The sequence below is a fragment of the Gordonia tangerina genome, assembly GCF_021556435.1.
In the GTDB taxonomy this organism is placed as follows: domain Bacteria; phylum Actinomycetota; class Actinomycetes; order Mycobacteriales; family Mycobacteriaceae; genus Gordonia; species Gordonia tangerina.
This window is the reverse complement of sequence record NZ_JAKGCU010000006.1, coordinates 116,837-142,567: the sequence shown is the minus strand read 5'-3', so window position 1 is coordinate 142,567 and position 25,731 is coordinate 116,837. Positions and strand designations below refer to the sequence as shown.

General features: G+C 66.3%; 26 protein-coding genes and 4 tRNA genes. 11 read left to right on the top strand and 19 right to left on the bottom strand.

Annotated elements, in window-relative coordinates; all coding sequences use genetic code 11:
* The 3 genes from nuoL to nuoN are packed head-to-tail and all read left to right on the top strand — an operon-like array spanning position 1 to position 5,215.
* Positions 1-1,905 (top strand): NADH-quinone oxidoreductase subunit L, encoded by a 1,905-nt coding sequence (gene nuoL / locus L1892_RS09655; protein WP_235723377.1) that lies wholly within the window; start codon positions 1-3, stop codon positions 1,903-1,905.
* The gene (locus L1892_RS09650) at positions 1,902-3,527 is read left to right on the top strand and encodes an NADH-quinone oxidoreductase subunit M (protein WP_235723376.1); all 1,626 of its coding nucleotides are present in this window, start codon (positions 1,902-1,904) and stop codon (positions 3,525-3,527) included. Before nuoL ends, L1892_RS09650 begins: the two co-directional genes overlap by 4 nt.
* A complete protein-coding gene (gene nuoN, locus L1892_RS09645; protein WP_235723375.1) occupies positions 3,527-5,215 on the top strand; it encodes an NADH-quinone oxidoreductase subunit NuoN in 1,689 nt (562 codons plus the stop codon). The genes L1892_RS09650 and nuoN overlap by 1 nt, the downstream gene beginning before the upstream one ends.
* A gap of 178 nt (positions 5,216-5,393) precedes the next feature.
* Here nuoN and L1892_RS09640 read toward each other — a convergent pair whose 3' ends face one another.
* The 6 genes from L1892_RS09640 to L1892_RS09615 form a co-directional block, all read right to left on the bottom strand.
* Positions 5,394-6,533: a Fic family protein gene (locus L1892_RS09640; protein WP_235723374.1), complete on the bottom strand. Its 1,140-nt coding sequence runs from the start codon at positions 6,531-6,533 to the stop codon at positions 5,394-5,396.
* A 562-nt stretch (positions 6,534-7,095) separates the two neighbouring features.
* Positions 7,096-7,183 (bottom strand) — tRNA-Ser (locus L1892_RS09635).
* 63 nt (positions 7,184-7,246) lie between these two features.
* The gene (locus tag L1892_RS09630; protein WP_235723373.1) at positions 7,247-7,456 is read right to left on the bottom strand and encodes a CsbD family protein; all 210 of its coding nucleotides are present in this window, start codon (positions 7,454-7,456) and stop codon (positions 7,247-7,249) included.
* Between the two features lie 100 nt (positions 7,457-7,556).
* A complete protein-coding gene (locus L1892_RS09625; protein WP_235723372.1) occupies positions 7,557-7,835 on the bottom strand; it encodes a hypothetical protein in 279 nt (92 codons plus the stop codon).
* Between the two features lie 128 nt (positions 7,836-7,963).
* Positions 7,964-8,398: a nucleoside deaminase gene (locus L1892_RS09620; RefSeq protein WP_235723428.1), complete on the bottom strand. Its 435-nt coding sequence runs from the start codon at positions 8,396-8,398 to the stop codon at positions 7,964-7,966.
* A 44-nt stretch (positions 8,399-8,442) separates the two neighbouring features.
* Positions 8,443-8,988, bottom strand: a complete 546-nt coding sequence (locus L1892_RS09615) for a tRNA adenosine deaminase-associated protein (RefSeq protein WP_235723371.1) — start codon at positions 8,986-8,988, stop codon at positions 8,443-8,445.
* A gap of 144 nt (positions 8,989-9,132) precedes the next feature.
* Between L1892_RS09615 and L1892_RS09610 the strand changes: the two genes are divergently transcribed.
* A complete protein-coding gene (locus L1892_RS09610; protein WP_235723370.1) occupies positions 9,133-10,104 on the top strand; it encodes a prephenate dehydrogenase in 972 nt (323 codons plus the stop codon).
* An 8-nt stretch (positions 10,105-10,112) separates the two neighbouring features.
* Here L1892_RS09610 and L1892_RS09605 read toward each other — a convergent pair whose 3' ends face one another.
* The 6 genes from L1892_RS09605 to L1892_RS09580 form a co-directional block, all read right to left on the bottom strand.
* The gene (locus L1892_RS09605) at positions 10,113-10,736 is read right to left on the bottom strand and encodes a putative glycolipid-binding domain-containing protein (RefSeq protein ID WP_235723369.1); all 624 of its coding nucleotides are present in this window, start codon (positions 10,734-10,736) and stop codon (positions 10,113-10,115) included.
* A gap of 80 nt (positions 10,737-10,816) precedes the next feature.
* Positions 10,817-11,560, bottom strand: a complete 744-nt coding sequence (locus L1892_RS09600; RefSeq protein ID WP_235723368.1) for a hypothetical protein — start codon at positions 11,558-11,560, stop codon at positions 10,817-10,819.
* 129 nt (positions 11,561-11,689) lie between these two features.
* Complete coding sequence (gene aqpZ / locus L1892_RS09595) at positions 11,690-12,481, bottom strand: aquaporin Z (protein WP_235723367.1); 792 nt, start codon at positions 12,479-12,481, stop codon at positions 11,690-11,692.
* Positions 12,482-12,607: 126 nt separating this feature from the next.
* Positions 12,608-13,012: an NUDIX hydrolase gene (locus tag L1892_RS09590; protein WP_235723366.1), complete on the bottom strand. Its 405-nt coding sequence runs from the start codon at positions 13,010-13,012 to the stop codon at positions 12,608-12,610.
* Positions 13,013-13,191: 179 nt separating this feature from the next.
* Positions 13,192-13,264, bottom strand: a tRNA-Arg gene (locus tag L1892_RS09585).
* Positions 13,265-13,309: 45 nt separating this feature from the next.
* A tRNA-Ser gene (locus tag L1892_RS09580) sits at positions 13,310-13,398 on the bottom strand.
* Between the two features lie 121 nt (positions 13,399-13,519).
* Here L1892_RS09580 and hisC point away from each other — a divergent pair.
* Positions 13,520-14,590, top strand: coding sequence for a histidinol-phosphate transaminase (hisC, locus tag L1892_RS09575; RefSeq protein WP_235723365.1), 1,071 nt, complete (start codon positions 13,520-13,522; stop codon positions 14,588-14,590).
* Positions 14,591-14,614: 24 nt separating this feature from the next.
* Here the strand turns inward: hisC and L1892_RS09570 are convergent, their stop codons facing one another.
* Positions 14,615-15,595, bottom strand: a complete 981-nt coding sequence (locus L1892_RS09570; protein ID WP_235723364.1) for an alpha/beta hydrolase — start codon at positions 15,593-15,595, stop codon at positions 14,615-14,617.
* Between the two features lie 222 nt (positions 15,596-15,817).
* Here L1892_RS09570 and L1892_RS09565 point away from each other — a divergent pair, with 222 nt between their 5' ends.
* A complete protein-coding gene (locus L1892_RS09565) occupies positions 15,818-16,318 on the top strand; it encodes an acyl-CoA thioesterase (RefSeq protein WP_235723363.1) in 501 nt (166 codons plus the stop codon).
* On the opposite strand, the gene L1892_RS09560 is transcribed toward L1892_RS09565, so the two are convergent.
* Together L1892_RS09560 and L1892_RS09555 are read right to left on the bottom strand one after the other, a co-directional pair.
* The gene (locus L1892_RS09560; RefSeq protein ID WP_235723362.1) at positions 16,303-17,544 is read right to left on the bottom strand and encodes a hypothetical protein; all 1,242 of its coding nucleotides are present in this window, start codon (positions 17,542-17,544) and stop codon (positions 16,303-16,305) included. The two genes, L1892_RS09565 and L1892_RS09560, sit on opposite strands and share 16 nt — an antisense overlap.
* 51 nt (positions 17,545-17,595) lie before the next feature.
* Positions 17,596-18,717 carry an acyltransferase family protein gene (locus L1892_RS09555; RefSeq protein WP_235723361.1) on the bottom strand — a complete coding sequence of 374 codons (1,122 nt, stop codon included), beginning with the start codon at positions 18,715-18,717 and terminating at the stop codon, positions 17,596-17,598.
* 43 nt (positions 18,718-18,760) lie between these two features.
* Here L1892_RS09555 and L1892_RS09550 point away from each other — a divergent pair, with 43 nt between their 5' ends.
* Positions 18,761-19,777, top strand: coding sequence for a magnesium transporter CorA family protein (locus L1892_RS09550; RefSeq protein WP_235723360.1), 1,017 nt, complete (start codon positions 18,761-18,763; stop codon positions 19,775-19,777).
* A gap of 13 nt (positions 19,778-19,790) precedes the next feature.
* Here the strand turns inward: L1892_RS09550 and L1892_RS09545 are convergent, their stop codons facing one another.
* On the bottom strand, positions 19,791-20,465 hold the full coding sequence (locus L1892_RS09545) for a winged helix-turn-helix transcriptional regulator (protein WP_235723359.1): 675 nt from the start codon (positions 20,463-20,465) through the stop codon (positions 19,791-19,793).
* 196 nt (positions 20,466-20,661) lie between these two features.
* On the opposite strand from L1892_RS09545, the gene L1892_RS09540 reads away from it, so the two are divergent.
* Both L1892_RS09540 and L1892_RS09535 read left to right on the top strand, forming a co-directional pair.
* The gene (locus L1892_RS09540) at positions 20,662-21,477 is read left to right on the top strand and encodes a class I SAM-dependent methyltransferase (RefSeq protein WP_235723358.1); all 816 of its coding nucleotides are present in this window, start codon (positions 20,662-20,664) and stop codon (positions 21,475-21,477) included.
* 94 nt (positions 21,478-21,571) lie between these two features.
* A complete protein-coding gene (locus L1892_RS09535) occupies positions 21,572-22,213 on the top strand; it encodes a DUF5701 family protein (protein ID WP_235723357.1) in 642 nt (213 codons plus the stop codon).
* A gap of 30 nt (positions 22,214-22,243) precedes the next feature.
* Here the strand turns inward: L1892_RS09535 and L1892_RS09530 are convergent, their stop codons facing one another.
* A complete protein-coding gene (locus L1892_RS09530; protein WP_235723356.1) occupies positions 22,244-23,491 on the bottom strand; it encodes a multidrug effflux MFS transporter in 1,248 nt (415 codons plus the stop codon).
* A 57-nt stretch (positions 23,492-23,548) separates the two neighbouring features.
* On the opposite strand from L1892_RS09530, the gene L1892_RS09525 reads away from it, so the two are divergent.
* Positions 23,549-23,941 carry a hypothetical protein gene (locus tag L1892_RS09525; RefSeq protein WP_235723355.1) on the top strand — a complete coding sequence of 131 codons (393 nt, stop codon included), beginning with the start codon at positions 23,549-23,551 and terminating at the stop codon, positions 23,939-23,941.
* 104 nt (positions 23,942-24,045) lie between these two features.
* Here the strand turns inward: L1892_RS09525 and L1892_RS09520 are convergent.
* A tRNA-Ser gene (locus L1892_RS09520) sits at positions 24,046-24,130 on the bottom strand.
* Positions 24,131-24,208: 78 nt separating this feature from the next.
* On the opposite strand from L1892_RS09520, the gene L1892_RS09515 reads away from it, so the two are divergent.
* Positions 24,209-25,174, top strand: a complete 966-nt coding sequence (locus tag L1892_RS09515; RefSeq protein ID WP_235723354.1) for an NAD(P)H-quinone oxidoreductase — start codon at positions 24,209-24,211, stop codon at positions 25,172-25,174.
* A 3-nt stretch (positions 25,175-25,177) separates the two neighbouring features.
* Here the strand turns inward: L1892_RS09515 and L1892_RS09510 are convergent, their stop codons facing one another.
* Positions 25,178-25,651 (bottom strand): MarR family winged helix-turn-helix transcriptional regulator, encoded by a 474-nt coding sequence (locus tag L1892_RS09510; protein ID WP_235723353.1) that lies wholly within the window; start codon positions 25,649-25,651, stop codon positions 25,178-25,180.
* Positions 25,652-25,731: the final 80 nt, after the last annotated feature.

Genomic DNA, 25,731 nt, shown 5'->3' with positions numbered 1-25,731 from the left:
GTGAGCTCCCAGACGACCGCCGACCTGCTCTGGCTGGTGCCCGCACTTCCGCTGATCGGCGCAGCGATTCTGTTGCTCGGCGGCCGACGCACCGACCGTTGGGGCCACCTGCTCGGCACCGGACTCGCACTGGCGTCGTTCGTGGCGGGACTGATCATGTTTGTCGGCATGCTCGGCCGTGGCGCCGATGATCGTGCCGCGCACCAGATCCTGTTCAGCTGGATACCCGTGGGTCAGCTGCAGGTTGACTTCGGACTGCAACTCGACCAGCTGTCGATGTGCTTTGTGTTGCTGATCACCGGAGTCGGATCGCTGATCCACATCTACTCGATCGGCTACATGGCCGACGACCGGGATCGTCGCCGATTCTTCGCCTACCTCAATCTGTTTCTCGCCGCGATGCTGCTGCTGGTATTGGCCGACAACTATCTCGGCCTCTATCTCGGCTGGGAAGGCGTCGGGCTCGCATCGTATCTGTTGATCGGGTTCTGGCAGTACAAGCCGACCGCGGCGACTGCGGCCAAGAAGGCATTCGTGGTCAACCGCGTCGGCGACATCGGCCTCGCGGTCGCGCTGATGATCATGTTCGCCACCGTCGGTGCGGTGAGTTTCGAGGCGGTGTTCGCCGGCGCCGGACAGGTCGGCGAGAACGTTGTCACCGCACTCGGATTCATGCTGCTGCTGGCCGCCTGCGGAAAGTCGGCGCAGGTCCCGTTGCAGTCGTGGCTCGGCGACGCGATGGAAGGCCCCACCCCGGTGTCGGCGCTGATCCACGCCGCCACCATGGTGACCGCAGGCGTCTACCTGATCGCGCGCTCCAACCCCATCTTCGATCTCGCGCCCGCGGCACAGGCGGGCGTGGCCGTGGTCGGCGCGGTGACGTTGCTGTTCGGCGCGATCATCGGCTGCGCCAAGGATGACATCAAGAAGGCACTCGCGGCGTCGACGATGAGCCAGATCGGTTACATGGTGCTGGCGACCGGACTCGGCCCGGCCGGATACGCCTTCGCCATCATGCATCTGCTCACCCACGGCTTCTTCAAGGCCGGATTGTTCCTGGGCGCCGGGTCGGTGATGCACGCCATGGACGACGAGACCGACATGCGTCGCTTCGGCGGGCTGCGCACCCTGATGCCGATCACCTTCGCCACCTTCGGGGTCGGCTACCTCGCGATCATCGGCGTGCCACCGTTCTCCGGCTTCTTCTCCAAGGACCCGATCATCGAGGCAGCCTTCGCGTCCGGCGGCGTCGGCGGCTGGCTCCTGGGTGGTGCCGCGCTCCTCGGCGCCGGAATCACCGCCTTCTACATGACCCGGGTCATGATCCTGACGTTCTTCGGCGAGCGACGATGGGCCGACGATCCGCCCCCGCATCCGCACGAATCTCCCGGGGTGATGACCGGCCCGATGATCCTGATCGGCATCGGTTCGGTGGTCGCCGGCGCCGCCTTGGCGTGGGGTGATTCGCTGGTGCACTGGCTCGAACCCGTGGTCGGCGAAGAGCATCACGAGCTCGCGGTGCCGGCATGGGTGGTGACGGCGACCATCCTCGCCGTGGTGGCCATCGGCATCGGCCTGGCCTGGCGGCAGTACGCGATCCGCCCGGTGGTCGTACCGGCGCCCGACGATGTCGGGCCCCTGACCGTCGCCGCGCGACGTGATCTCTACGGCGACACCGTCAACGAACGACTACTAATGGCGCCCGGCCAACACCTGACCGCGGGGCTCGTCGCGGTGGAGCGCGACGGCGTCGACGGACTGACCACCGGTGTCGGAACCACGATCGCCCGAGCGTCACAACGAGTACGGTCCTGGCAGAACGGCTACGTGCGTTCCTACGCGCTGTCGATGTTCGCCGGCGCCCTGGCGATCGTCGCGCTCGTGATGGTGGTGAATGTGCTGTGAACATCCCCTGGTTGACCATCCTGTGGCTCCTGCCGGCCCTCGGCGGGGTGGCGGCGCTCGCCGTGCCGAACACCCGCCCCGACCTCGCCAAGTGGTGGGCCCTGGCGGTCTCGCTGACCACGTTCGGGGTGGCCCTCGGACTGACAGTCGGTTTCGACGCCGACGGCGCGCGATACCAGTTCGTGGAGGACCTGCGCTGGATTCCGGCCATCGGGACGCGCTACGCGTTGGGCCTCGACGGCATCGGGTTGGTGCTGGTCCTGCTGACCACGGTGCTGCTGCCCATCCTCATCCTCGCGGGCTGGCACGACGCCGACCATTCCGGGTCACTGGATCATGCGGGTGGGCGCAGACAGAAGGGACCGCACACCTATCTGGCCCTGATGTTGTCGGTCGAGGCGATGGTGTTGATGAGTTTCGTCGCCATCGACATCCTGCTGTTCTACATCTTCTTCGAGGCGATGCTGATCCCGATGTACTTCCTCATCGGCGGATTCGGGGTCCGTGAGGGGAACGATCGTGCCCGCGCTGCGGTGAAGTTCCTGTTGTACAACCTGTTCGGCGGGTTGATCATGTTGGCCGCGGTGATCGGCCTGTACGTGGTGACCGCACGATCCGGGCTCGGCACCGACGGGGCGGGCACCTTCGATCTACGGGTCATCGTCGACGCGGTGTCCGCCGGAGAACTCGACGCCGGCACCGGTCTGGTCCGAATGCTGTTCCTCGGCTTCATGTTCGCGTTCGCGGTGAAGGCGCCGCTGTGGCCGCTGCACGGCTGGCTGCCCGATGCCGCGGTCTCGGCCACACCGGCGAGCGCGGTGTTGATGATGGCGGTGGTCGACAAGGTCGGCACCTTCGCCATGCTGCGCTATTGTCTGCAGTTGTTCCCCGATGCCGCACGCTATTTCGCACCCCTGATCGCAACCCTCGCGGTGATCGGCATCGTCTACGGCGCGATCCTCGCGATCGGACAGACCGATGTGATGCGCTTGATCGCCTACACCTCGATCTCGCACTTCGGGTTCATCATCCTCGGCATCTTCGCGCTGACCAGCCAGGGCCAGACCGGTTCGACCTTGTACATGGTCAACCACGGGATCTCCACCGCCGCATTGTTCCTGGTCGCCGGGTTCCTGGTATCGCGGCGCGGCAGCCGACTGATCGCCGACTACGGCGGCGTGCAGAAGATCGCGCCTGTCCTGGCCGGCACCTTCCTGGTGGCCGGACTCGCCACGCTGTCGCTTCCGGGACTGGCACCGTTCGTCAGCGAGTTCCTGGTCCTCATCGGCACGTTCACCCGCTACCCGGTGGCCGCCGTCGCCGCCGCGAGCGCCCTGGTGTTGTCGGCGATCTACATCCTGTGGACCTACCAACGCATGATGGGCGGCCCACCGAGACCGGCATCCGCGGAAGGACCGGGAGCCGCGACCCGCCCCATGCGTGACCTCCACGGGCGGGAGCTGGCGGTCGTGACACCGCTGCTCGCACTGCTGCTGGTCTTCGGCGTCTACCCGAAGCCGTTGCTCGACATCATCGATCCGGCCGTCACACACACGATGAGCACGATCGGTGAGCAGGACCCCACACCCACCATCGTGGTACCGACGGAGGGAGACCGGTGATGACGGTTGCACAGCTCGCCCTCATCGAGGCACCCAGCGTCGCCTACGGCGCACTGTCGCCGATGCTGATCGTGTTCGGTGTCGCCGTCGTCGGCGTGCTGGTGGAAGCGTTCACGCCCCGACGGCTGCGGTACCCGACGCACCTGGTGTTGTCGCTCGGCGGTCTCGTCGCCGCGCTCGTCGCCGTCATCACAGTTGCCGTCGCCCAGACCCGCGGCGGCGGTCTCGGTGAATCCGTCATGTCCGGTGCGGTGGTCATCGACCGCCCGACGCTGTTCCTGCAGGGACTGCTGGTGCTGATCGCGATCGCCTCGGTGGCCTTCATGGCCGAGCGGCGGCTGGAACGGGTGGTGGCCGCACCGGCACCGGGCCAACGGCTCAGCGACGGTCCGGGAGCCGCCGCCCAGGCCACCTTGTCGTCGGTCGAGGCGGACATGTTCACCCCGTCCGGGGCATCGGTACCCAACACCGACGCCGAGTTCGAGGCGACCCGCGCGGGTGGTCTCACCACCGAGGTGTTTCCGCTGACGTTACTCGCGGTCGGCGGAATGATGCTGTTTCCCGCATGCGGTGACCTGCTCACGATGTTCATCGCGCTCGAGGTGTTCTCACTGCCGCTGTACCTGTTGTGCGGTCTGGCGCGTCGACGCCGACTGATCTCGCAGGAGGCCTCGCTCAAGTACTTCCTACTCGGCGCCTTCGCGTCGGCGTTCTTCCTGTTCGGTGCCGCCTTCGCCTACGGGGCCACCGGATCGCTACAACTCGGGGCGATCGGCGAGGTGGTCGACGCGGCGGCTCGCGAGCCGGCCGGCGACACCGTGTTGCCACTGATCGCGCTGGGCCTGTTGGCGGTGGGGTTGCTGTTCAAAGTCGGCGCCGTACCCTTTCACGCCTGGATTCCGGACGTGTATCAGGGCGCCCCCACCCCGGTCACGGCGTTCATGGCGGCCGCCACCAAGATCGCCGCGTTCGGCGCGTTGCTGCGGGTGTTCTACACGGCCTTCGGTGGTCTGCGAGATGATTGGGAGCCCGTGCTGTGGGCGGTGGCGATCGCCACCATGCTCGTCGGCGCCGTGATGGCGGTGACCCAGACCGATGTCAAACGGATGCTTGCGTATTCGTCGATCACTCATGCGGGATTCATTCTGTTGGGATTGGTGGCCTTCGACGAGGCCGGCCTGGCGGCAACGATGTTCTACCTTGCGGCGTACGCGTTCTCCACCTTCGGCGCCTTCGCCACGGTGGCGGTGGTGCGCGAGCCGGATCGCCAGTCGGGCCCGCACATGTCCGGCCGTGAGGCCACCGACATCGCACAGTGGGCCGGACTCGGCCGACGCTACCCGCTGGTCGGCGCGATGTTCTCGATGTTTCTGCTCGCGTTCGCCGGCATCCCGCTCACCAGCGGCTTCATCGCGAAGTTCGACGTGTTCGCGGCAGCGGCCGGCAGCGGCGCCGGAGTCCTGGTGGTGATCGGTGTCATCAGCAGCGCCATCGCGGCCTACTTCTACGTCCGCATCATCGTCGCGATGTTCTTTGCCGACGTCCCGGTGGACGCCCCTCACGTGGTGAAACCGAGTGTCCTCACGACGTCGTCGATCGCGGTGTGCACTGTGGTCACCATCGGACTGGGGATCTTCCCGCAGCCGCTGCTGGACCTCGCGGCCAACGCCGCGCAGTTCCTGTCGTGACCGACCGTGCGCCCGGGACCGAAATCTCGGCGCTGCTGTGCACGGGAATGGCGGATCAGCTCAGCGGGTGCCCGCACCGACCGACAGTCGACCCCGCCCTTACCTGCGATTCGAGGTCACCCAACATCACGGTAGATCACCCGGTTTCGTGGGCAAGTGTGGCCAAGTGCCTTGCCGCTCAGTACTCCAAGGCTTTCAGGACCTCATCGCACTGGAAGATCCGGTCGTAGCGTCCCGCAGTGCGCTGCCGGAGAATTCCCAGGTCTACTAGCTTCGCTATCGCCGAGTTGGCGGCTTGGTACGAAACTCCGTACAACTTCGAGGCCAGAGTGGCAGTGATCATCGGGTACCCCACCAAATCGTCAGCAATACGCAGTGCGACACCCTTCGACCCCTGAAGTGTCATCTGGAAGCTCTCGCGCAGCGCGAGCAACCGATCGACGCGAGCCGCAACCTCAAGCGCCTCGGCGTGGATTGCTGCAGACATAAAGCAGATCCACCCGTCCCAGTCTCCCGTCTGCGACACGCGGAGCAATCCCTCTTGATACTCAGACCGCCGCTGCACTAGCCACGGAGACAGGTTCAGGATGGGGTATCGCAGGTCGCCCGCGGACATCAGCTGCAGAGTCGCGACCAGCCGACCTAGGCGGCCATTCCCGTCATGGAACGGGTGCAGCGTCTCGAACTGATAGTGGGCCACTGCAACGCGGACTATCGTGGGCACATCGTTGATCTCACGAATCCAGTCCTGCCAAGCTTCCAGGCCATCGATCAGACGATGATCTGCGGGAGGCGGAACGAAGCGGGCCGAATCCACCCGCCGATTGCCGACGCCAATGAAAACCTGAGAAGTGCGCACGCTCCCGGCGTGTGCACTGTCACTCGGAGTTCCACGGAGCAACTCTGCCTGCAGGTCTTCAAGCATGCGGACGGAAATCGGCTGGCCTTGGCCGATCATCTCGTACGCTCGCTCTGCTGCAGTCACGTAGTTTCGAACTTCACTGACAGTGCTGGTCATCTCGTCGTTATCTAGGAAGTCCGCCTCGAACACGTCAGACAGAGCCGCGTAGGTCCCCTCTAGAGCAGACGTGCTTACTGCCTCGCGGCGTGTCGCCGGCCGCGCTAGCAGCGTGGGGTTCGGAAGCAGTGATGACGCCTGGTCCGCTCGAGCGAGCGCAGCCGTCGCGTCGATTACGACCGAGTACGACGACGCCTGTAAGTCAAAGTTCGCAGGCAGTGGATTTGGAACGTAGCCGAAGTACTCGTACTCCTCGCTGAACCTAGGGTCGTAACCCCTGATGGGCACTAACTTCCCCACCGGGCTGTCTTTCAATCTCTCGGATCCATTGGGCGACCCAACCTTGAAAACCGACGATGTAATTTCAAGGTTATCGCGCCAACCTTGAAATTGGAGCAGACAATTTCAAGGTTGGGTGGCGGGGTGGTTGCCGTCGAGACCAGCGTGGGGTGACGACTCAACGGGGATAGTCGCGCCATACTTCCCGTGACATCTTCGGTCACGTGACCGGGGATGGGGTGTGGAGTGCCGCCTGGCCTCCTGGCTTCGGTGTGTAGGTCTTGCCGTCCGTACCGGTGATGGGTGCGGCATCGGCAGGTGTTGCATCGCAACACCTCGATTCAATCGCCCGGATCGACAGCCCCGACTCCCGCAGGCTTGCCACGACCTCGGAGCGGTCCTCAGCTGGGGAACGAGCTGCCAATGCAGTGCCAAGGGAAGGATCTCGACGACCTCGCGGTCACCGTGAAGTAGCGCTACTCGACGCAGAGTGTGGGCAAAGTATGGGCAGATGGCGGGCACGACACCATCGGCTGAAACACGAAACGGCCCCTCACCTGGATAGATGAGGGGCCATTCGCTGCGGTGGCGGAGGGATTTGAACCCTCGGTACGGGGTTACCGCACACAGCATTTCGAGTGCTGCACCTTCGGCCGCTCGGACACGCCACCGCGGAAGACTGTACCGCAGTCGACGCCTGAGCCTAAATTGGCTGGTCAGAACACCCCAAGGCGCTAGTTACCGGTGAGCTTGTTCTTGACGTCGTCGACCTTGCCCTTGACGGCATCAGCGGCGTCGGCGACCTTCTGCTTGCCCTGGGCGATGCCCTGATCGCTCTTGCCCTCTTGCTTGAGGTCCTCGTTGTCTGTGAGGGAACCGGCAGCTTCTTTCCCGCGTCCCTTCATTTCCTCGGCCTTGTTCTTGGCGTCGTCCTCGATACCCATGAACTGCCTCCTCGGTGAGAGTCGCCGGGACCGGATGTCCCGGGCTACGAGAGCACTTACCACCGTGCCATGGAAGCTCAAACCTCTCCACGACCGCAGGTCAGTGCGAGCCCGACCCGCCGAGGCGGTCCTTGAACTCGCCTGCCTTCTCCCGGGCGAGGGCGACGGCCTCCTGGACTTTCTCGTTCTCGGCGATCTCGCCGAATTTCTCCTTCGCGGTGTCGACGGCTCCCTGGACGGCGTCGCTGGCTGCGAACTCGTCGATCCTGTCGCGGACCGTGTTCACCGCGTCGTGCACGGTGTCGCTGGCCGCGAACTCGTTGATCTTGTCCCGGACGGTGTCGACGACGTCGTTGATCCTGTCGGTCGCATCGGACATGGCCACTCCTCGGTTCGTTGGGTGGCACACACGACACCGTGCGCGCCCATGGCTCCAATCTGCCAGAGGAAGCGCGCCCATGGACCCTGATATTCACCCTGAAATCGCACTTCAGGGCGCCGCGGTACTCAGATCCGCCGGGGGTGGAAGAAATCGAGCATCAGGTCGCGGCACTGCTCTTCGAGCACCCCGCCGACGACCTCCGGCCGGTGTGCCAGCCGGGGATCGCGGACGACATCCCAGAGCGAGCCGACCGCGCCGGTCTTCGGCTCCCAGGCCCCGAACACCAGGGCCCCGATCCGCGCCATCGTGATCGCGCCGGCACACATCGTGCACGGTTCGACGGTGACGACCAGCGTGCAGCCGGACAGCCGCCAACCGTCCCCGAAGCGGCTCGCGGCGGCACGAAGCGCCAGGATCTCGGCGTGCGCGGTCGGGTCAGCGAGCGCCTCACGACGATTCGCTGCGCGCGCCAGTTCGATCCCGTCCGGATCCAGCACCACCGCCCCGATGGGGATGTCGTCGTCGCCGGCCTCGGCCGCGGCGGCGAGAGCCTCACGCATCATGGTCTCCCAGTGCGCGCGCGGCGACCCGCCACCGGTTGGGCTCAATGTCCCAGCTTGTCGAGCACCTTGGACAGTTCGTCGGCGAATCCGAGACGGGCGGCGATCATCCCGACCTGTTCGTCGGCGTAGAGATCCGTGTCACCGACGATGATGCTCATCACCGCATCCGGCAGCCCCAGGTCGGCGAGGATCGCCAGATCACCTTCCTCCCAGGGGTCCACATCGTCGAGTTCGTCCGGGTCGAGGTCCGGGATCTCGATGTTCATGGCGTCCAGGGCGTCGGCGGCCACGTCGTAGTCGATGCCAGCAGTCGCATCGGAGACCAACAGTCGCGGACCCTGGGGGGTGGGCCGCAGGACGATGAAGAACTCATCGTCGACATCGAGGAGCCCGAAGACGGCGCCCGTCGCGCGCAGCGAACGAAGCTGTTTCTCGGCGTCGGCGAGATCGGACAATGCCGACGACTTCAGCGCGGTGACCTTCCACGCGCCCTCCTCGCGCACAACGGCGACCGCGAACCCCTCGATCTCGTCGCTGACATCCTGTTTGTTGGGACCACCTGTTACACCCGCGCCGGCACCTGCCATGCAGGTCACCGTAGCCGCTAACCGCGTGCCGCCCAAGTCCTCTCCCCTCCCCCCCGCACCGCGGTCCACCGCCGCACCGACCCGGACGCATCGCCAGGGTCCCGGACGTTCCCGCCTCACCGCTGTGTGTGCGAATGTGATGAGGTGACTGCCGCGTCTGCCACCCCCTCCGCACCGAACCGATCGATCTGCATTCTCGGACTCGGACTCATCGGGGGCTCCCTGATGCGTGCACTGCAGATCGACGGACATCGAGTGTTCGGGTACAACCGTTCGGCGGAGACCGTCGATGCCGCCGTCGCGTCGGGCCACGATGCGTCCACCGACCTGGTGTCCACACTCGAGCGCGCGGCGGTCGACGACGCCGTCCTGGTGCTCGCGACACCCGTCACCACGATCGACGAGCTGCTCACCGAGGTGGTCGCGCATGCGCCGAACTGCCTGTTGACCGATGTGATCAGTGTGAAGCGGGCGGTCGCCGACGCGGTCGACCGCCACGCCCCGGGTGTGCGGTACGTGGGTGGGCACCCGATGGCCGGTACCAGCCGATCCGGGTGGTCGGCGACCGATCCGGATCTGTTCCGTGATGCGATGTGGATGGTGTCGACCGAGGACGGCACCGATCCGAACGACTGGTCGGCGGTAGCGGCGTTGGCCCGCGCGGTCGGCGCTCTGGTGGTGCCGGCCGCGCCCGACGCGCACGATCGGGCCGTCGCGGCGATCTCCCATCTGCCCCATCTCACCGCGGCGGCCACCGCAGCGGTGGGTGCCGGCGAGAGCGAACTGGCGCTACGCCTGGCCGCGGGCAGCTTCCGCGACGGTACGCGGGTCGCCGCGACGGCCCCGGGCCTGCAACGGGCGATGTTGGAGGCCAACCGGATAGCACTGCTGAATGTGCTCAGCGAGACCATCGACCGGCTGCTGGCCGCACGCGACGAGCTGCGCGATCACGGCACCGTGGAGGTCCTGGTGGACGACGGCCACCGATCCCGACTGGCCTATGAAGCGATTGCCGGGTCGGAACCAGTGCCGATCACCGGGGTACAGGTCGGCGAGCCGGGCTGGGCTCAGCAGCTACGGCGCCAGGCGCACCAGGCCCGCGTCTGGCTGGGTTGAGCCGTGGGTCAGACCCGGGTGGCCAGGCCCGCGTAGTCGACAACGAATCCATTGTCGTCCACCGTCAGCGACGACGTCACGATCGGCGACACGACGTCGATCCCGTCGGCGGTCGGGGTGTAGTGCAGGGTGGCCGGCTCCACTGTTCCGCTGGGCAGATACAGGTAGACCACGGGAACGTCGATCTCGCTGCCGCCCCGGTGCAGCCCATGACGACGGATCGGCAGGGCGTTGAACATCGGCGACAACGCGAGGTCGATGTCCTCGGCACCATTGAAGTCGCTGCGCTGCGTGCCGTCGGTGGTCTGGACCAACCAGTTGTGCTCACCGTCACGGGTGATCGCCATCTGTGTTTCGCCACTCGCTCGCACCAGATGCAGCGACAGACGTTTGGTGACGCCGCTGTCGTTGGTGACGAGTTCGTAGGACGCCGAGAACGCCTCGTGGGCGTCGGTGGCTGCGGCAATGATGCGGCCGTAGGCCTTGATCCGGGCGCCGTTGACCAACAGGCGCACCTGTTCGAGCCGGTCAGCGCCCTCGCCGCGCCAGGTGACCATCGTCTTGAGGTCGGGCGCCGTCGACGAGCCGCCCGACCCGGCGGTGTTCTCGGAAGCAGTTTGCGAAGCACTCACGGATCTACGGTAGCGACCTGGGCACCGGCGTACACACTCGATGGGCAGGCTGACGCCCCTGATCGGTGACCACGCTCACCTCAGGCCCGGCAGGAAACGGTCCGGCGCGGTGACTGCGCGGTGATCCGATCCTCGGCGACCACGCGGCCATCAACGGTGATCGTGCATCGCGCTTCACCCTCGCCGGCGAGCACCAGCACCCGGAGCGGATTGGCCGAGCCGGTGAAAGTGACGGTCCAGGCCGCCGACGCCCCGACCGTCGTACGCAGACCCACATCGTCGACGTAGAGGATCGTGCTCGGCGAGCTGGCGGCCACTTCGTAGGTGACCTCCTTGCCCGCGGTACGCGCCGAATCACCGGGCCCCCCGGGCGCGCCGGGTGCTGCGGTCGGCGGCTGAGTGGGTAGTTCGGAGATCACCATCGGCAACGTCGGTTGGGTGACGGGTTCGTCGCCACGCAGCGCAGCGCGGCCGACCGTCAAGGCCAGCAGCCCGAGCGCTGCGACCGCGACGAGCGCCACAAGACCGACGAGACGTCGATCCGACGGCGGCCGGCGCGGGGCGTCGACTCCTTCGCCGCGCTCGTACGGCCGGGCCCCGTCGGCGAGTACGCCATCGTCAGGTGCGCCGGGTGGTGTGCCCGTCGGTGAGTCGCCGTGGGATGCCTGTCCGGATGCACCGGCCGGTTGGCCAGGAACGAACATCGGTGTGCCGTCCGGGGCATAGCCGAGCGGCGGATACAGCTGGCCGTAGATCGGTGTCCGATAGAGATCATCCGTTGGCGGTGGTGTCGACCGGGGCGGCGTTCCGGTGGGATCTCCCATCGTCGGCCTCCCGTCGTGTCGTCGACCGGCACTGCGCCGGTCGTGGGCTCCTACGCCCACTCTTCGACACTACGTCGGCCCGGATGTCACCGCCGCCACCGTCCCAGGCCCCCGGATCACTTGATCGACTTACCGCGCCGTCGCCTCGGCCCGTTGCGGGTCGGCTCCCTGCCCACCGAATTTCAGCTTGCCGTCCTCGAACAGCAGCGGGTAGAGCAGGCCGCCGATGAGTCCGCCGAGCAACGGCGCCAGCCAGAACAGCCACAGCTGGGCCGGCGCCCCGTCTCCGTTGAAGAAGGCCACGGCCGTGGATCGCGCCGGATTCACCGACGTGTTGCTGATCGGGATCGAGATCAGGTGGATCAGGGTCAGGCACAGGCCGATGGCCAGCGGGGCGAACGTGCTGGGCGCCTTGCCGCCGGTGGTACCCAGCACGACGAGCAGGAAGAACGCCGTCAGCAGGACTTCGGCGATGAGCACCGCCAGCAGGGAGTACCCGTCCGGCGAGTTCTCGCCGTACCCGTTGGCGGCCATCCCGCCGATACGGTCGAATCCGTCTTTGCCGCTTGCTATCACGAGGAGCAGGAGCCCGGCGAGCAGTCCACCCACCACCTGCGCGATCCAGTAGCCCGGCAGATCTTTCCACGCGATCCGGCCGCCGACCGCCGCGCCGAGGGTGATCGCCGGATTGAAGTGTCCGCCGGAGATGTGGCCGACCGCGTAGGCCATGGTGACCACGGTCAGACCGAAGGCGAGCGCGACACCGAGGTAGCCGATGCCGACTTGATAGTTGTCGCCGCCATCGGTGGCCTCCGCGATCTGTTTGGCAGCGAAGATCGCTGAACCACAGCCGCCGAATACCAACCAGAACGTGCCGAACAATTCCGCAGCCAATTTTGCGACGGGTGAGGACGAGTTCATGCCTGAACCTTTCGGGTGAACGTCACGACATCGATCTCGCGAGTCACGATAACGGAGATGGGCTTGCGATCGGTGAATCCTGCGAAACTCTTCCGTGCCGTTTCCGCACTCGGATCGAACCGGTGTTCAGAGCGCCGGGATCACATGGTCGATCAGCAGCGGCGCGAGATCCTCGGGCAACGGCCTGTCCTCGACGTCAAGCCAACGGATCTCGGCGATCTCAGCGGAAGGCGTGAGTTCGTCGACGACACCGTCGTAGCCGAATACTGTTGCCTCGATCTCGAATCCGGATTCGTTGGCCGCCGCGGATCGGAACTCCCCCCAGCAGCGCAACCGGTGTGGCGGAATGACGAGACCCACTTCCTCCTCGCACTCGCGCGACGCCGCTGCGACCGCCGATTCCGATGTCTCCGGTTTTCCGCCGGGGAGCATGAACCGCGACGTCCCCCGCTTGCGCACGGTGAGCAGGTGTCCACGCCGGTCCCGGATGACGACGCCGCTGACAACGATTATCCGTGGGGTACTCGACACCCGGTGATCGTAAGGCCCTGACAGGTTCGACAACGGCGGTGACCGCTGTGTCTGAGTTGTCCACAGAATCTACTCACATGTGTGTAATTCGATCCGGGATGTGCACAGGTTCCCGAGCGAGCGGTTCCGCAAAAACGACACACGCCCCGTCACCTGATGGTGACGGGGCGTGTGTCGAGTGCGCCCGTAGGGATTCGAACCCCAAACCTTCTGATCCGTAGTCAGATGCTCTATCCGTTGAGCTACGGGCGCGTGCTATTCAGTTGTACTCCCACGGTCGGCGTGACCGTAGGTCGGCGGAGGCGAGAGGATTTGAACCTCCGGTCCCGTGTTAGCGAGACAACTCATTAGCAGTGAGTCCCATTCGGCCGCTCTGGCACGCCTCCTTGGCGGAGTCCTTTCGAACTGCCGAAGCGAAAGGTTACACACACTGTGCGCCACGAAGCAAACCGCGACTACGGCCGACCGGCTGCGACCTGACCACGGCCACACAACTACATTTGACGGGTGGCTTTGCGTATCCGAGAAGACCTTGCCGACCTGCCCGTCTACGTGCCCGGCAAGACGTTCCCCGGCGCGGTGAAGCTGGCGAGCAACGAAGTCACCGAGGGCCCACTGCCCAGCGTGCGCGAGGCCATCGGGGCGGCAGCGGCCGCCGTCAACCGCTACCCCGACAACGGCATGGTGGAGCTCACCGCAGCCCTGGCCAAGAAGCTCGGTGTCACCGAGTCCGAGGTCCAAGTCGGATGCGGGTCGGTGATCCTGTGCCAGAACCTGATCACCGTCACCAGTGGACCCGGCGACGAGGTGGTGTTCGGCTGGCGCTCCTTCGAGACCTATCCGTTGGCGACCCGGGTCGCCGGTGCGACGCCCGTGCAGGTGCCGCTGACGTCGGACCTCACCTACGACCTGCCGGCGATGGCGGCCGCGATCACCGACCGCACCCGGCTGATCTTCGTGTGCAACCCGAACAATCCCACAGGAACGGTCGTGGAGGCCGACGCCTTGCGTCAGTTCCTGCGTACCGTGCCGTCGGACATCATCGTCGCGCTCGACGAGGCGTACTTCGAATACCTGCGGCTGGGTCCGTCGCAGGCTTATGACGCCCTCGAACTGCGGCGCGAGTTCCGCAATCTGGTGGTGTTACGCACGTTCTCCAAGGCGTATGGGCTGGCGGGGTTGCGGGTCGGCTATGCGCTCGCCGACCCGGAGGTGATCGTCGCGCTCGGCAAGGCGCACGTCCCGTTCTCGGTCAACAGCGTCGCCCAGCAGGCTGCGCTGGCCTCGCTGGCCGCCAAGGACGAACTGCTGGCCCGCACCGACGCAGTCGTCGCCGAACGCACTCGGGTGAGTGGCCGACTGCGCGATCTCGGCTATCGGGTGCCCGATTCGCAGGCGAATTTCGTGTGGCTGAACCTCGGCGACGACACGATCGAGTTCGCGCAGGCCTGCGTCGAGGCAGGGGTGGTGGTGCGTCCGTTCGCCGGCGACGGTGTCCGGGTCACGGTCACCCACCCGGCCGAGGACGACGTCTTCCTGCGCTTCGCCGAGCAGTGGGCGGCGCGGACGAAATCCTGAGGTCGCCGCACCTTGGTTTTTTGATCAGAGGCCGCGAGAGATGGTGGGCCAGGCCTTCGCAAGATCCTGCTCCCAATAGATCCAGCTGTGGGTGCCGATCAGCCGGAAGCCGTCGGTGAAGGCCACATTGTTGGCGCGCAGCGTCGCTGCGAACTCCAACGAGCAGCGCCACGCGCCGAGTTCGAGCGCCGATCCGGCGGCGGTCACCGCCTCACGCGGTCCATCTTCGGGATCGTAGGGCGCGGTGAGATCGCGGGGCCCGATCGCCCCGGAACCCGCTGCGATGAAGATGTCCTTGCCACGGAGCTTGTCGAGATGCTTGCTGGGATCGTGCGCATCCCAGTTCGCCGAGCCGAACGGCCCCCACATGTTGGTGGCGTCACCGCCACTCTTGGCGACGGTGGTGCGGACGTAGCTCTCGTTCACCGGCCCCGACACCGGCGGGCAGCCACTCAGCGAGGCGATCCCGCTGTAGAGGCTCGGGTTGCGCATGGCCAGGGTGAACGCCGACTGCCCGCCCATCGAGAGGCCGACCACCGCATTGCGGCCCGTCCCGTCGAAGCGGTCGTCGATCAGCGGGGGCAGTTCCTTGGTCAGAAACGTTTCCCACTGCGGCTTGCCCAGGGCGGCGTCACGCTGCACCCAGTTGGTGTAAAAGCTGCCCGCGCCGCCGGTCGGCAACACCACATTGACGTTCTTGTCGGCGAAGAACTTGCCGGCCTTGCCCTTGGTGATCCAATCGCTGACGTCCTCGCCGGCGTCGGCCCCGTCGAGCAGGTAGACGGTCGAACGCGGCCCCGACGAATACTGCGGCGTGAGTACCGAGACCTTGACCTTGCCGCCCATGGATGGGGAGTCCACCCAGATGTCGGTCCGCAGCGGGCTCAGCTTCGACGACTTCGAGATCTCGGCGACCTTGGTGTCCGCGTGCGCCACCCCGGGCGCAGCGAGCACTCCGATGAGTACGGCGGCGACCACCGCCGGCCACCGATACGACTTCCGCATGTCATCCCTCACAACACGACGTGCCGCCCGCGACTTCGTCGTGCGGGTCGTCCGAAAATTACGGATCGCGGCGCTCCCCATCGAACCGCGGCGTCCTGCGACCAGAGTACTGATCGGTAGGCGCCTTCCGGAACCCCGACACTATGCTGCAGGTCGCGCCGGCGCACGCCGGCAGATTCCCCGGGCGCAGGCTCCGGGGGATCACCAACCAGGAGACCGCTGATGCCCGAGTCACACAATTCGGCCGCCGCGACCGGCGCCGGTCTCGATGCCGACGGCTTCGCGTTCGTCGCGCGGGTCCCGGTGCGCTGGTCGGACATGGACGCGTTCGGTCACGTCAATCACGCCCGGATGGTCACGCTGATGGAAGAGGCACGGATCGAATGGCTGATGGCGGCCAGGAGTGTCGCCGAGTCCGACGACGACGTCGCCGCGCTGATCATGAGCGCGATGATCGTGCACGTCGAGATCCGATATCAACGCCAACTGCGCCACGACGACACCCCATTGCAGGTCGGCATGTGGATCACCGGCCATCGTTCGGTGGACTTCACCATCGGCTACGAGATCCGGGCATCCGACGACGACCAGACGGCGAAGGCCGCGTGCGTGGCGAGCACCCAGATGGCCGTCGTCGACACCGAGGCGCACACGTTGCGCCGACTGAGCCCCACGGAGAAGGGATACCTACGATCCTGGATGCGGGCTCAGGACGGCTCGTAGCGCGCCGGCAGTTCGTGCGCGGCACCCGGTGAGAGCCGAGCGATGTTGCCTTGCAACACATCCCGATAGATGCGGAGCTGCTCTTCACCGCTGCGCACCTGCTCGGTGAGTCGTTTGGTGTTGTCCACCGACATCTCCCGGTCACCGGAGCGAGCGATGAGTTCGCCGATCCGGTCATCGATGGTGGTGGTCCGGTTGTACTCCGCGAGCACCCGCAGTTCGACGGCCGCGGACTCGACGACTGCGGCGACATCGCCGAGCGCCTGCACCCGGTCGATCAGTTCGGTCCACACCGGGCGCAGCGTCTTCTCCCGCCGGTCGATGTGTTCGGCGAAGGACTGGTCGAAACCCCCGTTGCGCTTGGCCCGGTCCAGATCGATGCGCACCGCACGCAGCGCGATGACGTCCGCGGCGATCTCGGCGAGTTCCGCGTGCAGGTTCACCTGGGTGCGCTGCAGTTCGAAATGATCCGACAGCCAGGCCGGGTTGCCGACGATCCGGTCGTAGAAGTGCCCCGCCACGAACAGCAGCGTCTCGTAGCCGTCGACGAACGTCGCCGCACCGGCGGTCGCCGACGCCGCCGGCGCCGGTTCCTCGCGATCGGGGGCCAAGATCTGGCTTGCCCACTCACCGGCCTGCGGATATCCGGACTTCGACGCCACCTGACCGACGACACCGGCCAAGCGGTCGAAGGCAGCGGTCCCGGCGCGGCGCATGTAGCCCGAGGTGTGCACGTTGGGGGTGGGAGTGCACAACAATCCCGCGAACAACCGCTCCCGCTCCTCGATCTCGAGGTAGACGTTCTCGCGTCGCTCCCGCCGGATGGCGCGGGTCCCACCGGCGAACACACCTTTGGCCGTCACGATGTGTTTGCGGGCGTCGTCTCGTTTGCGATGCAGACCATTGATGCGGTTGCGCATCACGGCGGCCACGACGCCGGGCACCATCGGGTTGTCCAACTGTTGTTCGGCCTGGGCGATGGCCCGCTGCAGTCTCCGCAGATCGCCGAAGCCGCCGGGTAGCACCGGCAACGGCAGGCCGGTAGAGATCCGGCGCACCACGATGGCGCGTCCGGCGGGGGTGAGGAAGCCCGATGCGATCAGGGTGGCTGCGGTGTCGGTGAGCTCCGGGCGTTCACCCGGTACCCGCGATTGATCGCACCACGTGCGCAACTCGTCATCTGTCGTGGTCCCGGCAGGAACGCCGGGACGCCGGTTGTCGACCATTCCAGTCAATCCTCGATTCCCACCCGGATCCGCCGTCCTGTCCCGCCGATCCTACCCGCGCTCGACGAGCGGCTCGGGCGTGCGCGCGTGCGTGATCGGCCGGGTGATGCGGCGCAACAGCCAGGCCACGGGCACGCTGATCGCCGACGTCAGCAGGAAGGCTACCGCGGTGGAACCGGAGAACACCCGCCATCCGATCAGGTCCATGACCACCTCCAGTACGACGAGGTGAACGAGGAAGAATTCATAGGAGATCTCGCCGAACCACACCATCGGTCGACTGCCACACAGCCGCGCCCACCAGTCGCGTCCGTCACCGCCCCGGATCGTCAGCGGTCCGATCACGCCGACCGCGACGACCACATACAGGAGGTGTTTGACGATCGTCGCCGACGCGGTGGTCGGGGTGATGGTCGGCTCACCCGCGATCGCGGTGCCGCTCAGCAAGAACGGCCCGACAGCCACCGCCACCGAGATCGTCGGGTCCCAGCGCGAGACGAGGCGGCCGACCACCGCCAGCAGCATTCCCGCGACGAACCACCCGAAGAAGGCCGGCGCCCACAACCGCGCGGTCGGGCTGAGATCGGTGCTGCCGGCGACGACCACCGACCAGATCGGCGAGACCGACATCAACGCCACCAGTCCCACGATCAGCAGATCCGGCCGCCAGCGGTGCCGGCAGATCAGCGTCAGACCTCCGGCGATGACGGGCAGCACCAGATAGAACACCACTTCGGCGGCCAGACTCCACATCTGGGTCAGGCCCGAATGCAGGTGGCCAAGGCCGTACACCTGCGTCAGGGTCATGTTGCGGGCGAACCCCGACCAGCCGGTGCCGGTGGGCGCGGCATCCGGCGGTGTGTACACCAGGAACAACGCGTACACCGCCAAAACCGTCAGCCAATAGGCCGGCAGAATGCGTCGCGCCCGATGCCAGAAGTAGCGGCCCACCGACGGCTGGCCGCGCCGACCTGCGAGCGCATCGACCCACGGCGAGAACAGCAGATAGCCGGAAAGGACGAAGAACAACGCGACACCGATCTCGAATCGCGACAGCAGACGCCCGGCGAAATCGTCGGTGTAATGCCCGGTCCAGAATGCCGCGTGGGTCAGGCACACCGCGAGTGCGGCGATGGTGCGGATACCGGTGAGAGACGGAATCCGCGCAGCCATGCAGCGATCCTGCCATCTGCGGTACCGATGGCAGGATATGGGCATGGGAGAACATGTGCGCGGCCAGATCTGGCGCGGCGGCGAGAAGGTCGACGGATTCGAACTCAGCGCCATCTCCGATCACATCGGACACGCCGACGAACTGATCTGGGCCGACCTCGAGTGCCCGAGCCACGAGACGATGGCCGCACTGGCCGACGAACTCGACCTCGACCCGTTCGCGATCGAGGACACCACCGCCAAGGCCGAACGAGTGAAGACCGTCGCCTACGAGCACCACACGTTTCTGATGGTCTACGCGGTCACCATCACCTCGGCGGAGGGCACATCGCCCGACATGGCGCACCCGACGGAGCGGGCCGACGAATTCGAGTTGCATCGGATCTCGATGTTCATCAAGGACAACACGTTGATCACCGTGCGATTATCGGAGGGCTTCGACATCGACGAGGTGGTGTCGCGGTGGGATGAGATGGGCGGCAAGCAGTACGGCATCGGCGCGTTGCTGCACGGGCTGCTCGATGTGGTCGTCGACGGGCACTTCGATGCGGTGCAGCGGCTCGACGACGCGGTGGAGTCGCTGGAGGGTTCGCTGTTCGACGAGAAGGTAGCGGCCCGCACGCTGCAACGCCATACCTACGATCTGCGTAAGGATCTGGTGCTGCTGCGTCGGGTCATCCTGCCGATGCGCGAGGTTATCGGCAGTATCCAGCGACGCCGCTTCGAGAACAACGCCCCGTCCGAGCTCGACCCGCATTTCTCCGACCTCTACGATCATGCGCTGCGTGCGGCCGAATGGACCGAATCGGTTCGGGACATGATCACCACCGTGTTCGAGACCAACCTGTCGCTGGCCGACGCGCGACTGAACTCGGTGATGAAGAAGCTGACCGGATGGGCCGCGATCATCGCGGTGCCCACCGCGATCACCGGTTTCTATGGGCAGAACGTACCCTTCCCCGGATTCGAGCGCACCCTCGGATTCGTCACGAGCACTGTGTTGATCGTCGCGATCGTGTGCGCCCTGTACGTCACCTTCCGCCGACGCGACTGGCTCTGATCGTCGACCGTCGTCAGGCCGGGCGGGGTATCGCCGCCGACTCGCTCTGCCCGATCCAGGCGGGCACCTCGCGACGGACCTCGGCCGGCGCCATGATGGTGATCGTGTTGTCGGACAGCGCAGTCCGCCAGTCGATATCGCCGCGCCACACCTCGGTCAGCGTACGGAGATCGGTGACCACGGTGCCGTCTATCTCATAGCCCGGGTCGAAGTCGCAGACCTGCGGGACCCCGTCGCTCACCACCAGCCACCATGAGCCGGCCTTGCCGATGACGTCGCGGAAGCTGAACTCGAGCACCGCACGGCGACGCGGCCACCGCTCGATCGGCATCGACCGGTGGATGTCCCACATCAGTAGATGTGGGTCGAGGTCGGCGTCGCCGAGTTCGCCGATCCACCGAATACCCCACGCGCTCAGGGCAGTGACGACCTCATGGAGTTCCTGGCCCTTCTCGGTGAGTGCATAGGTCGACCGGCCGCCGACCTCAGATCGTCGTATCACCCCGGCACGTTCCAGCGTGCGCAGCCGTTTGGTGAGCAACGCCGGCGACATCTTGGGCACCCCGCGTCGTAGGTCGTTGAAATGCCTGCTGCCCAGCAGGAGTTCACGCACGACGAGGATCGTCCACCGTTCGTCGAGCAATTCCATCGCCTTCGCTACCGGACAGAACTGTCCATACGAGGTCATCGCACACCGCCTTTGATCCGCCGCGTTCAAGTACACACCCGCGTGCGCCGATTGACTAGTACAGATTGTGAACCTGCGGTGGTTCAGATCTTGATCTAGATGCCCCGACCGGACCGCGCGATGGTGATGGGGCACCACACGCCCGGCCGCATTGGCCGAGCACACCACATCACGATCATCACCAGGAGACGAGTTCATGACAATCGACAGCATCACCACCGACACCGCGATCAAGCAACGCCATCGCGCGATGTGGGCATCCGGCGACTACCCGGCAGTAGCCGACGTCATCGCCGACCTGGGGCCTCGGCTGGTGACTGCCACCGGCATCGGCGCCGACGACAAGGTGGTCGACATCGCTGCCGGCGCAGGCAATGTGGCCGTACCGGCCGCGCGGACCGGAGCCCCCGTGGTCGCCACGGACCTCACCCCGGAGCTGCTGGCTACCGGCGAGAGCCGCTTCCCTGATCTCGGAATCGTCTGGCGCACAGCAGATGCCGAGGACCTTCCGTTGGACGACGACGCCTTCGACGTCGCGGTGTCGTGTGTCGGCGTCATGTTCGCACCGCACCACCAGGAGTGCGCCGACGAACTCACGCGGGTCACCCGGCCGGGGGGTCGGATCGGGCTGATCAATTGGACACCAACAGGTTTCATCGGCGAGCTGTTCACGGTGATGAAGCCCTACGCACCGCCTCCCCCGCCGGGGACGAAGCCTGGTGTGTTGTGGGGCGATGCCACGCATGTGGCCGGTCTGTTCGGCGAACGGGTCACCGATCTCACCGCCACCACCGCCACCCTCGAGGTGACCGCTTTCGCTGATGGCGCCGCATTCCGGGACTTCTTCAAGGCGTCGTACGGGCCCACCATCGCGGCGTACCGCACCGTCGGTGACGACACCGACCGCGCGGCCGAACTGGACGCCGCGATCGCCGGTCTCGCCGACTCCCATCTCAACGACGGTGTCATGCGATGGGAGTACCTGCAGGTGACCGCCACAGTCACCGGCTGAGCAACATCTCGAGCCGAGGCCCGTCGCCACCGACGGCGGGCTTCGGTCGCGTTCGATCACGGTTGGCGCTCGGCTCAGGGGTACCCTCGGCGGGATGCATGCCGCCGCGCTCGCGCTCCCGGATCTGACCACCCAGGCGCGCCGCCTCGTCGAACTCGGGCTCGGCCAACTCGCCGGGCTGCCGGATTCGGCCATCCACGATGCCGTGGCCGGTGTCGAGGTGGACGACGCGTTGCTGGTACCGGGACCCGCTCTCGTGACCCCGTCGGCGCTCGCCCCGCTGGTGAACCGCGCAGACAAGCCGGGCTTCGTCGTCGTCGACATGACCGACCTCGACCAGTTCGGTCCGATCCCGGGTGTCGACCTCCCGGACACCCCGTTCTACCTGATCAGCGGCCTCGACCGGGGCGACGAGATGGCCAACTGGAGTCCCGATGAGGCGCTGCCGGCGATCACCGGCGCCGGGCGCACGCCGTTGACCGTCTCCGAAGGCATCGCGTGGTTGCTGCAGCAACCCGATCGGCTCGAACCGAACCACTGCTTCATGACCATCGGCTCGCGGTTGCGCAAGCCCAACGGCCGCCTGGACTCCCGCACTCCGGCGATCTGGATCTCCGGCGGAACGGGCCGCGACGGCCGGGAGCGCAAGGGCGCCCCCAAGGTCGGCTGGTGCTGGGCCGGCAACCGGCACACCTGGCTCGGATTCGCCTCGGCCGCGCAGCGACGCGCTCTCTGAGCTTCCGTCGGCCCTTGCGGCTGGCAGCCATCAGGCGCGCGTGGCGAACGCCGCCTCCCCTTCCGGGTTGCGGGCCGCACTGCGGCGGGCCAAGCCGAAGCAGATGAGTGCCACCACGGCCGAGCACACCATCACGCACGCCATCGGCACCGCGGTGTCGTCGCCGGCCAGCCCGCCCAACGGCGAGACGCCGCCGCCGACCAAGAACATCACCCCGCCCAACACAGCACTGCCGGCGCCGGCTGCATCACGGGTGTGCTCCATGGCCAACGCAGCACTGTTGCCCATCACGAACCCGACCGCGGTGACGGCGACGAACAGCGGTACCACCAGCAGCACCGGCGCCGACGACAGCGCGGCCACCAGCACGCACACCGACGCGACCAGCAGCACGGGCACCGCGACCCGGATGACATGCGCCGGATGCACGTGCCGCCGCGACAGCCTCGCCGCCACCAGCCCGGCGGCCGTCATCCCGAGTGCGTTCACGGCGAAACACAATCCGTAGACGAACGACGACGTGCCGAGCACCCGCTGATAAACGAACGACGAGCTCGAGATGTAGGACATCAGCGACCCGAACGCGAACGCCTGGGTGAAGACGTAGGCGAGGAACGCCGGCTTGCCGAACCTGCCCACGAGGTCGCGGTAGCCCAGACGCGAGGCACGGTCGGCAGCCGGCAGCGTCTCTGGCACCGAGGTGAGCGCCATCAGCAGTTGCAGCACCGTTGCCGCCAGGATGACGCCGAGTACGCCACGCCACGAGACGTGTCCGGCCAGCACACCACCGATCACCGGTGCGAGCACCGGCGCGAGGCTCTGGATCGTCATCATCAGCGTCATCGAGCGGGCGCCGGCGAACCCGACGAGCAGGTCGGCGATGATGGCGCGGGCGATCACCATGCCCGCTGCCGCTGCGACCGCCTGCAAGAAGCGCGACGCGATCAAAATCTCGATGTTGGGTGAGATCACCACCACGACCCCGGCCAGCACCGCCACCGCGGACCCAATGAGCAGTGGATTACGACGACCGAAACGATCCGACACCGGACCCCACAGCACCTGCCCGACCGCCACACCGATCAGAAACGCGGTCAAGGTCAGTTGCACGTGTGTGGCGTCGGTGCGCAGCGATTCCTGCACCTCGAGGAACGACGGCAGGTAGAGGTCGGTGGCGATCGGCGCCGTCGCCGACAGCAGCGCCAGCGCCAGCAGCAGTCGCGGACCGAGGCCGTCGCGGGTGGAGTTCACCCGGGCGACGGTACCGCGCATGCTCATTCACGCGAATGATCGGGCTGTTGACCACCGACGCACCCGCGCTACCGTCCCCTGATTGTGAACATCAAACGGATCATCGCGGGGGCCCTGATCGGCGGAGCCGCGGTCATGGGGATCAATATCGGAGCAGGTCACGCGGAAGCGAAGATCGAGCCGGGGCAGTACAAGTACCAGGCGTTCACGTGGGGACTCATCCCCACGCCCGTGTCCAACGTCCGGATCGTCGGCGACCAGTTCTACTCCGACATCTCCGGTGTCGGACCGTCTGACATCAACAGAGCTACCATCGTGCCGACGAAGAATGGTGGAATCCTCACGCTGTCGAAGGATCCGGTCGCCATGTGGTTCGGCCGAATCGAATTCACGAAGACCGCATACGGTTATCACGGGACCACCTTCAACTACGGCGGCATCCCGACCGGCGACGTCGTCTTGAAAAAGGTCCGCTGAAAACTGCCTACCCGGCCCGCTATCTAGCGCGTCACACTTATTCACGCGAATGATCAGGCATGAAAACAGCCCACCACCTGCGGTGACTGGTGACGGGCTCACCGCGGAAGCGGAGGGATTTGAACCCCCGGTGGTTTTACCCACGCTCGCTTTCAAGGCGAGTGCATTCGGCCGCTCTGCCACGCTTCCCTGCGCACGAGGCTACTGGAGACCGCAGGTCGCGAGCACATCGGCCCGCGACGACGACGTGTGACTAGTGTCGGCAGGGTGCGTGCAATAGCCGGAACCGATCAGCTGTCCGTCGTCACCGTTCCCGATCCCGAAGCCGGCCCCGACGAGGTCGTCATCGATGTCGTGGCCGCGGGTGTCAACCGAGCGGATCTACTGCAGCGCAAGGGCCTGTATCCGCCGCCGCCCGGTGCCGTGGACACCCTCGGCCTCGAAGTGTCCGGCCGCATCGCCGCGGTGGGAGAGCATGTATCGGGCTGGCAGGTCGGCGACGAGGTGTGCGCGCTGCTGGCCGGCGGCGGTTACGCCGAGAAGGTTGCGGTGCCGGCGGTGCAAGTGCTGCCCAAGCCCGCATCGGTCGACCTGGTACACGCCGCCGCGCTTCCCGAGGTGGCGTGCACGGTGGCGTCCAACGTCTTCGACGCCGGACATCTGGCGTCCGGGGAGCTGCTGCTGATCCACGGCGGGTCGTCGGGGATCGGCACCCACGCCATCCAGGTCGCACACGCGATCGGCGCGCGGGTGGCGGTCACCGCACGCACCGCGCAGAAGCTGGACCGGTGCCGCGAGTTGGGCGCCGACATCCCCATCAACTACGCCGACGACGACTTCGTCGAGATCGTTCGAGGTAGTGGCGGCGCCGACGTGATCCTCGACATCATGGGCGCCAAGTACCTCGAGAAGAACGTGAAGGCACTCAACACCGGCGGACGGCTGGTCATCATCGGTATGCAGGGCGGCACCAAGGCGGAGCTGTCCATTGCGGCGCTGATGACCAAGCGGGCGTCGGTCATCGGCACCACGCTGCGGTCACGACCGGTGAGCGGTGTCAACTCGAAGGCCGACGTGGTGGTGACGACGCGACGGATCACGTGGCCGCTGCTCGAATCCGGCGAGGTGGTGCCGATTGTCGACGCCACGTTCCCGCTCGCCGACGCCGACGCCGCGCACGCCCGCCTCGACAGCGGCGACGCGATCGGCAAGGTGCTGCTGACCATCGACTGACTGTCAGAAGTTGCGCTTGGCCGGAAGGTTCGCTCCGATCTTGGCGAACACCTCACCGAGCATCTGGAACTCCTCGGCGGTCAGCGGATCAACCACCAGCCGCGCGATCGCGTCGTCACGCACCGCGGCATGCCGCGCCAGCACCTCACGACCCCGGTCGGTGATGCGCACGAGCCGGTGTCGTCCATCGGTCTCCGATTCGGTGCGTTCGGCCAATCCTTCGTCCACGAGCCGGGTGATCTGCCGGGACACCGTGCTGACCGACATGTGCACCACCGCGGCGAGCTCACTGATGCCGCGTTCCTCCGAATTCTGCAGACCTTCGAGAACCCGGAGATCGACCTGAGTGAACCCCGACGCCGACATCGCGGTGTTGATCTCGGCCAGCAGCCCCCAGCCGCCACTGACAAAGGTCCTCCAGATCTCGCGTTGGGCGGGACTGAGCTCCCGGTAGGGCTCTTCGCGACTGGCGCCCATCACCTCTCCGTCGGCCGAATGACAACCTTCATTGTCGTAAACCTAATGGCCGCGATGGCGCACCGCTAATCGCGGATGGA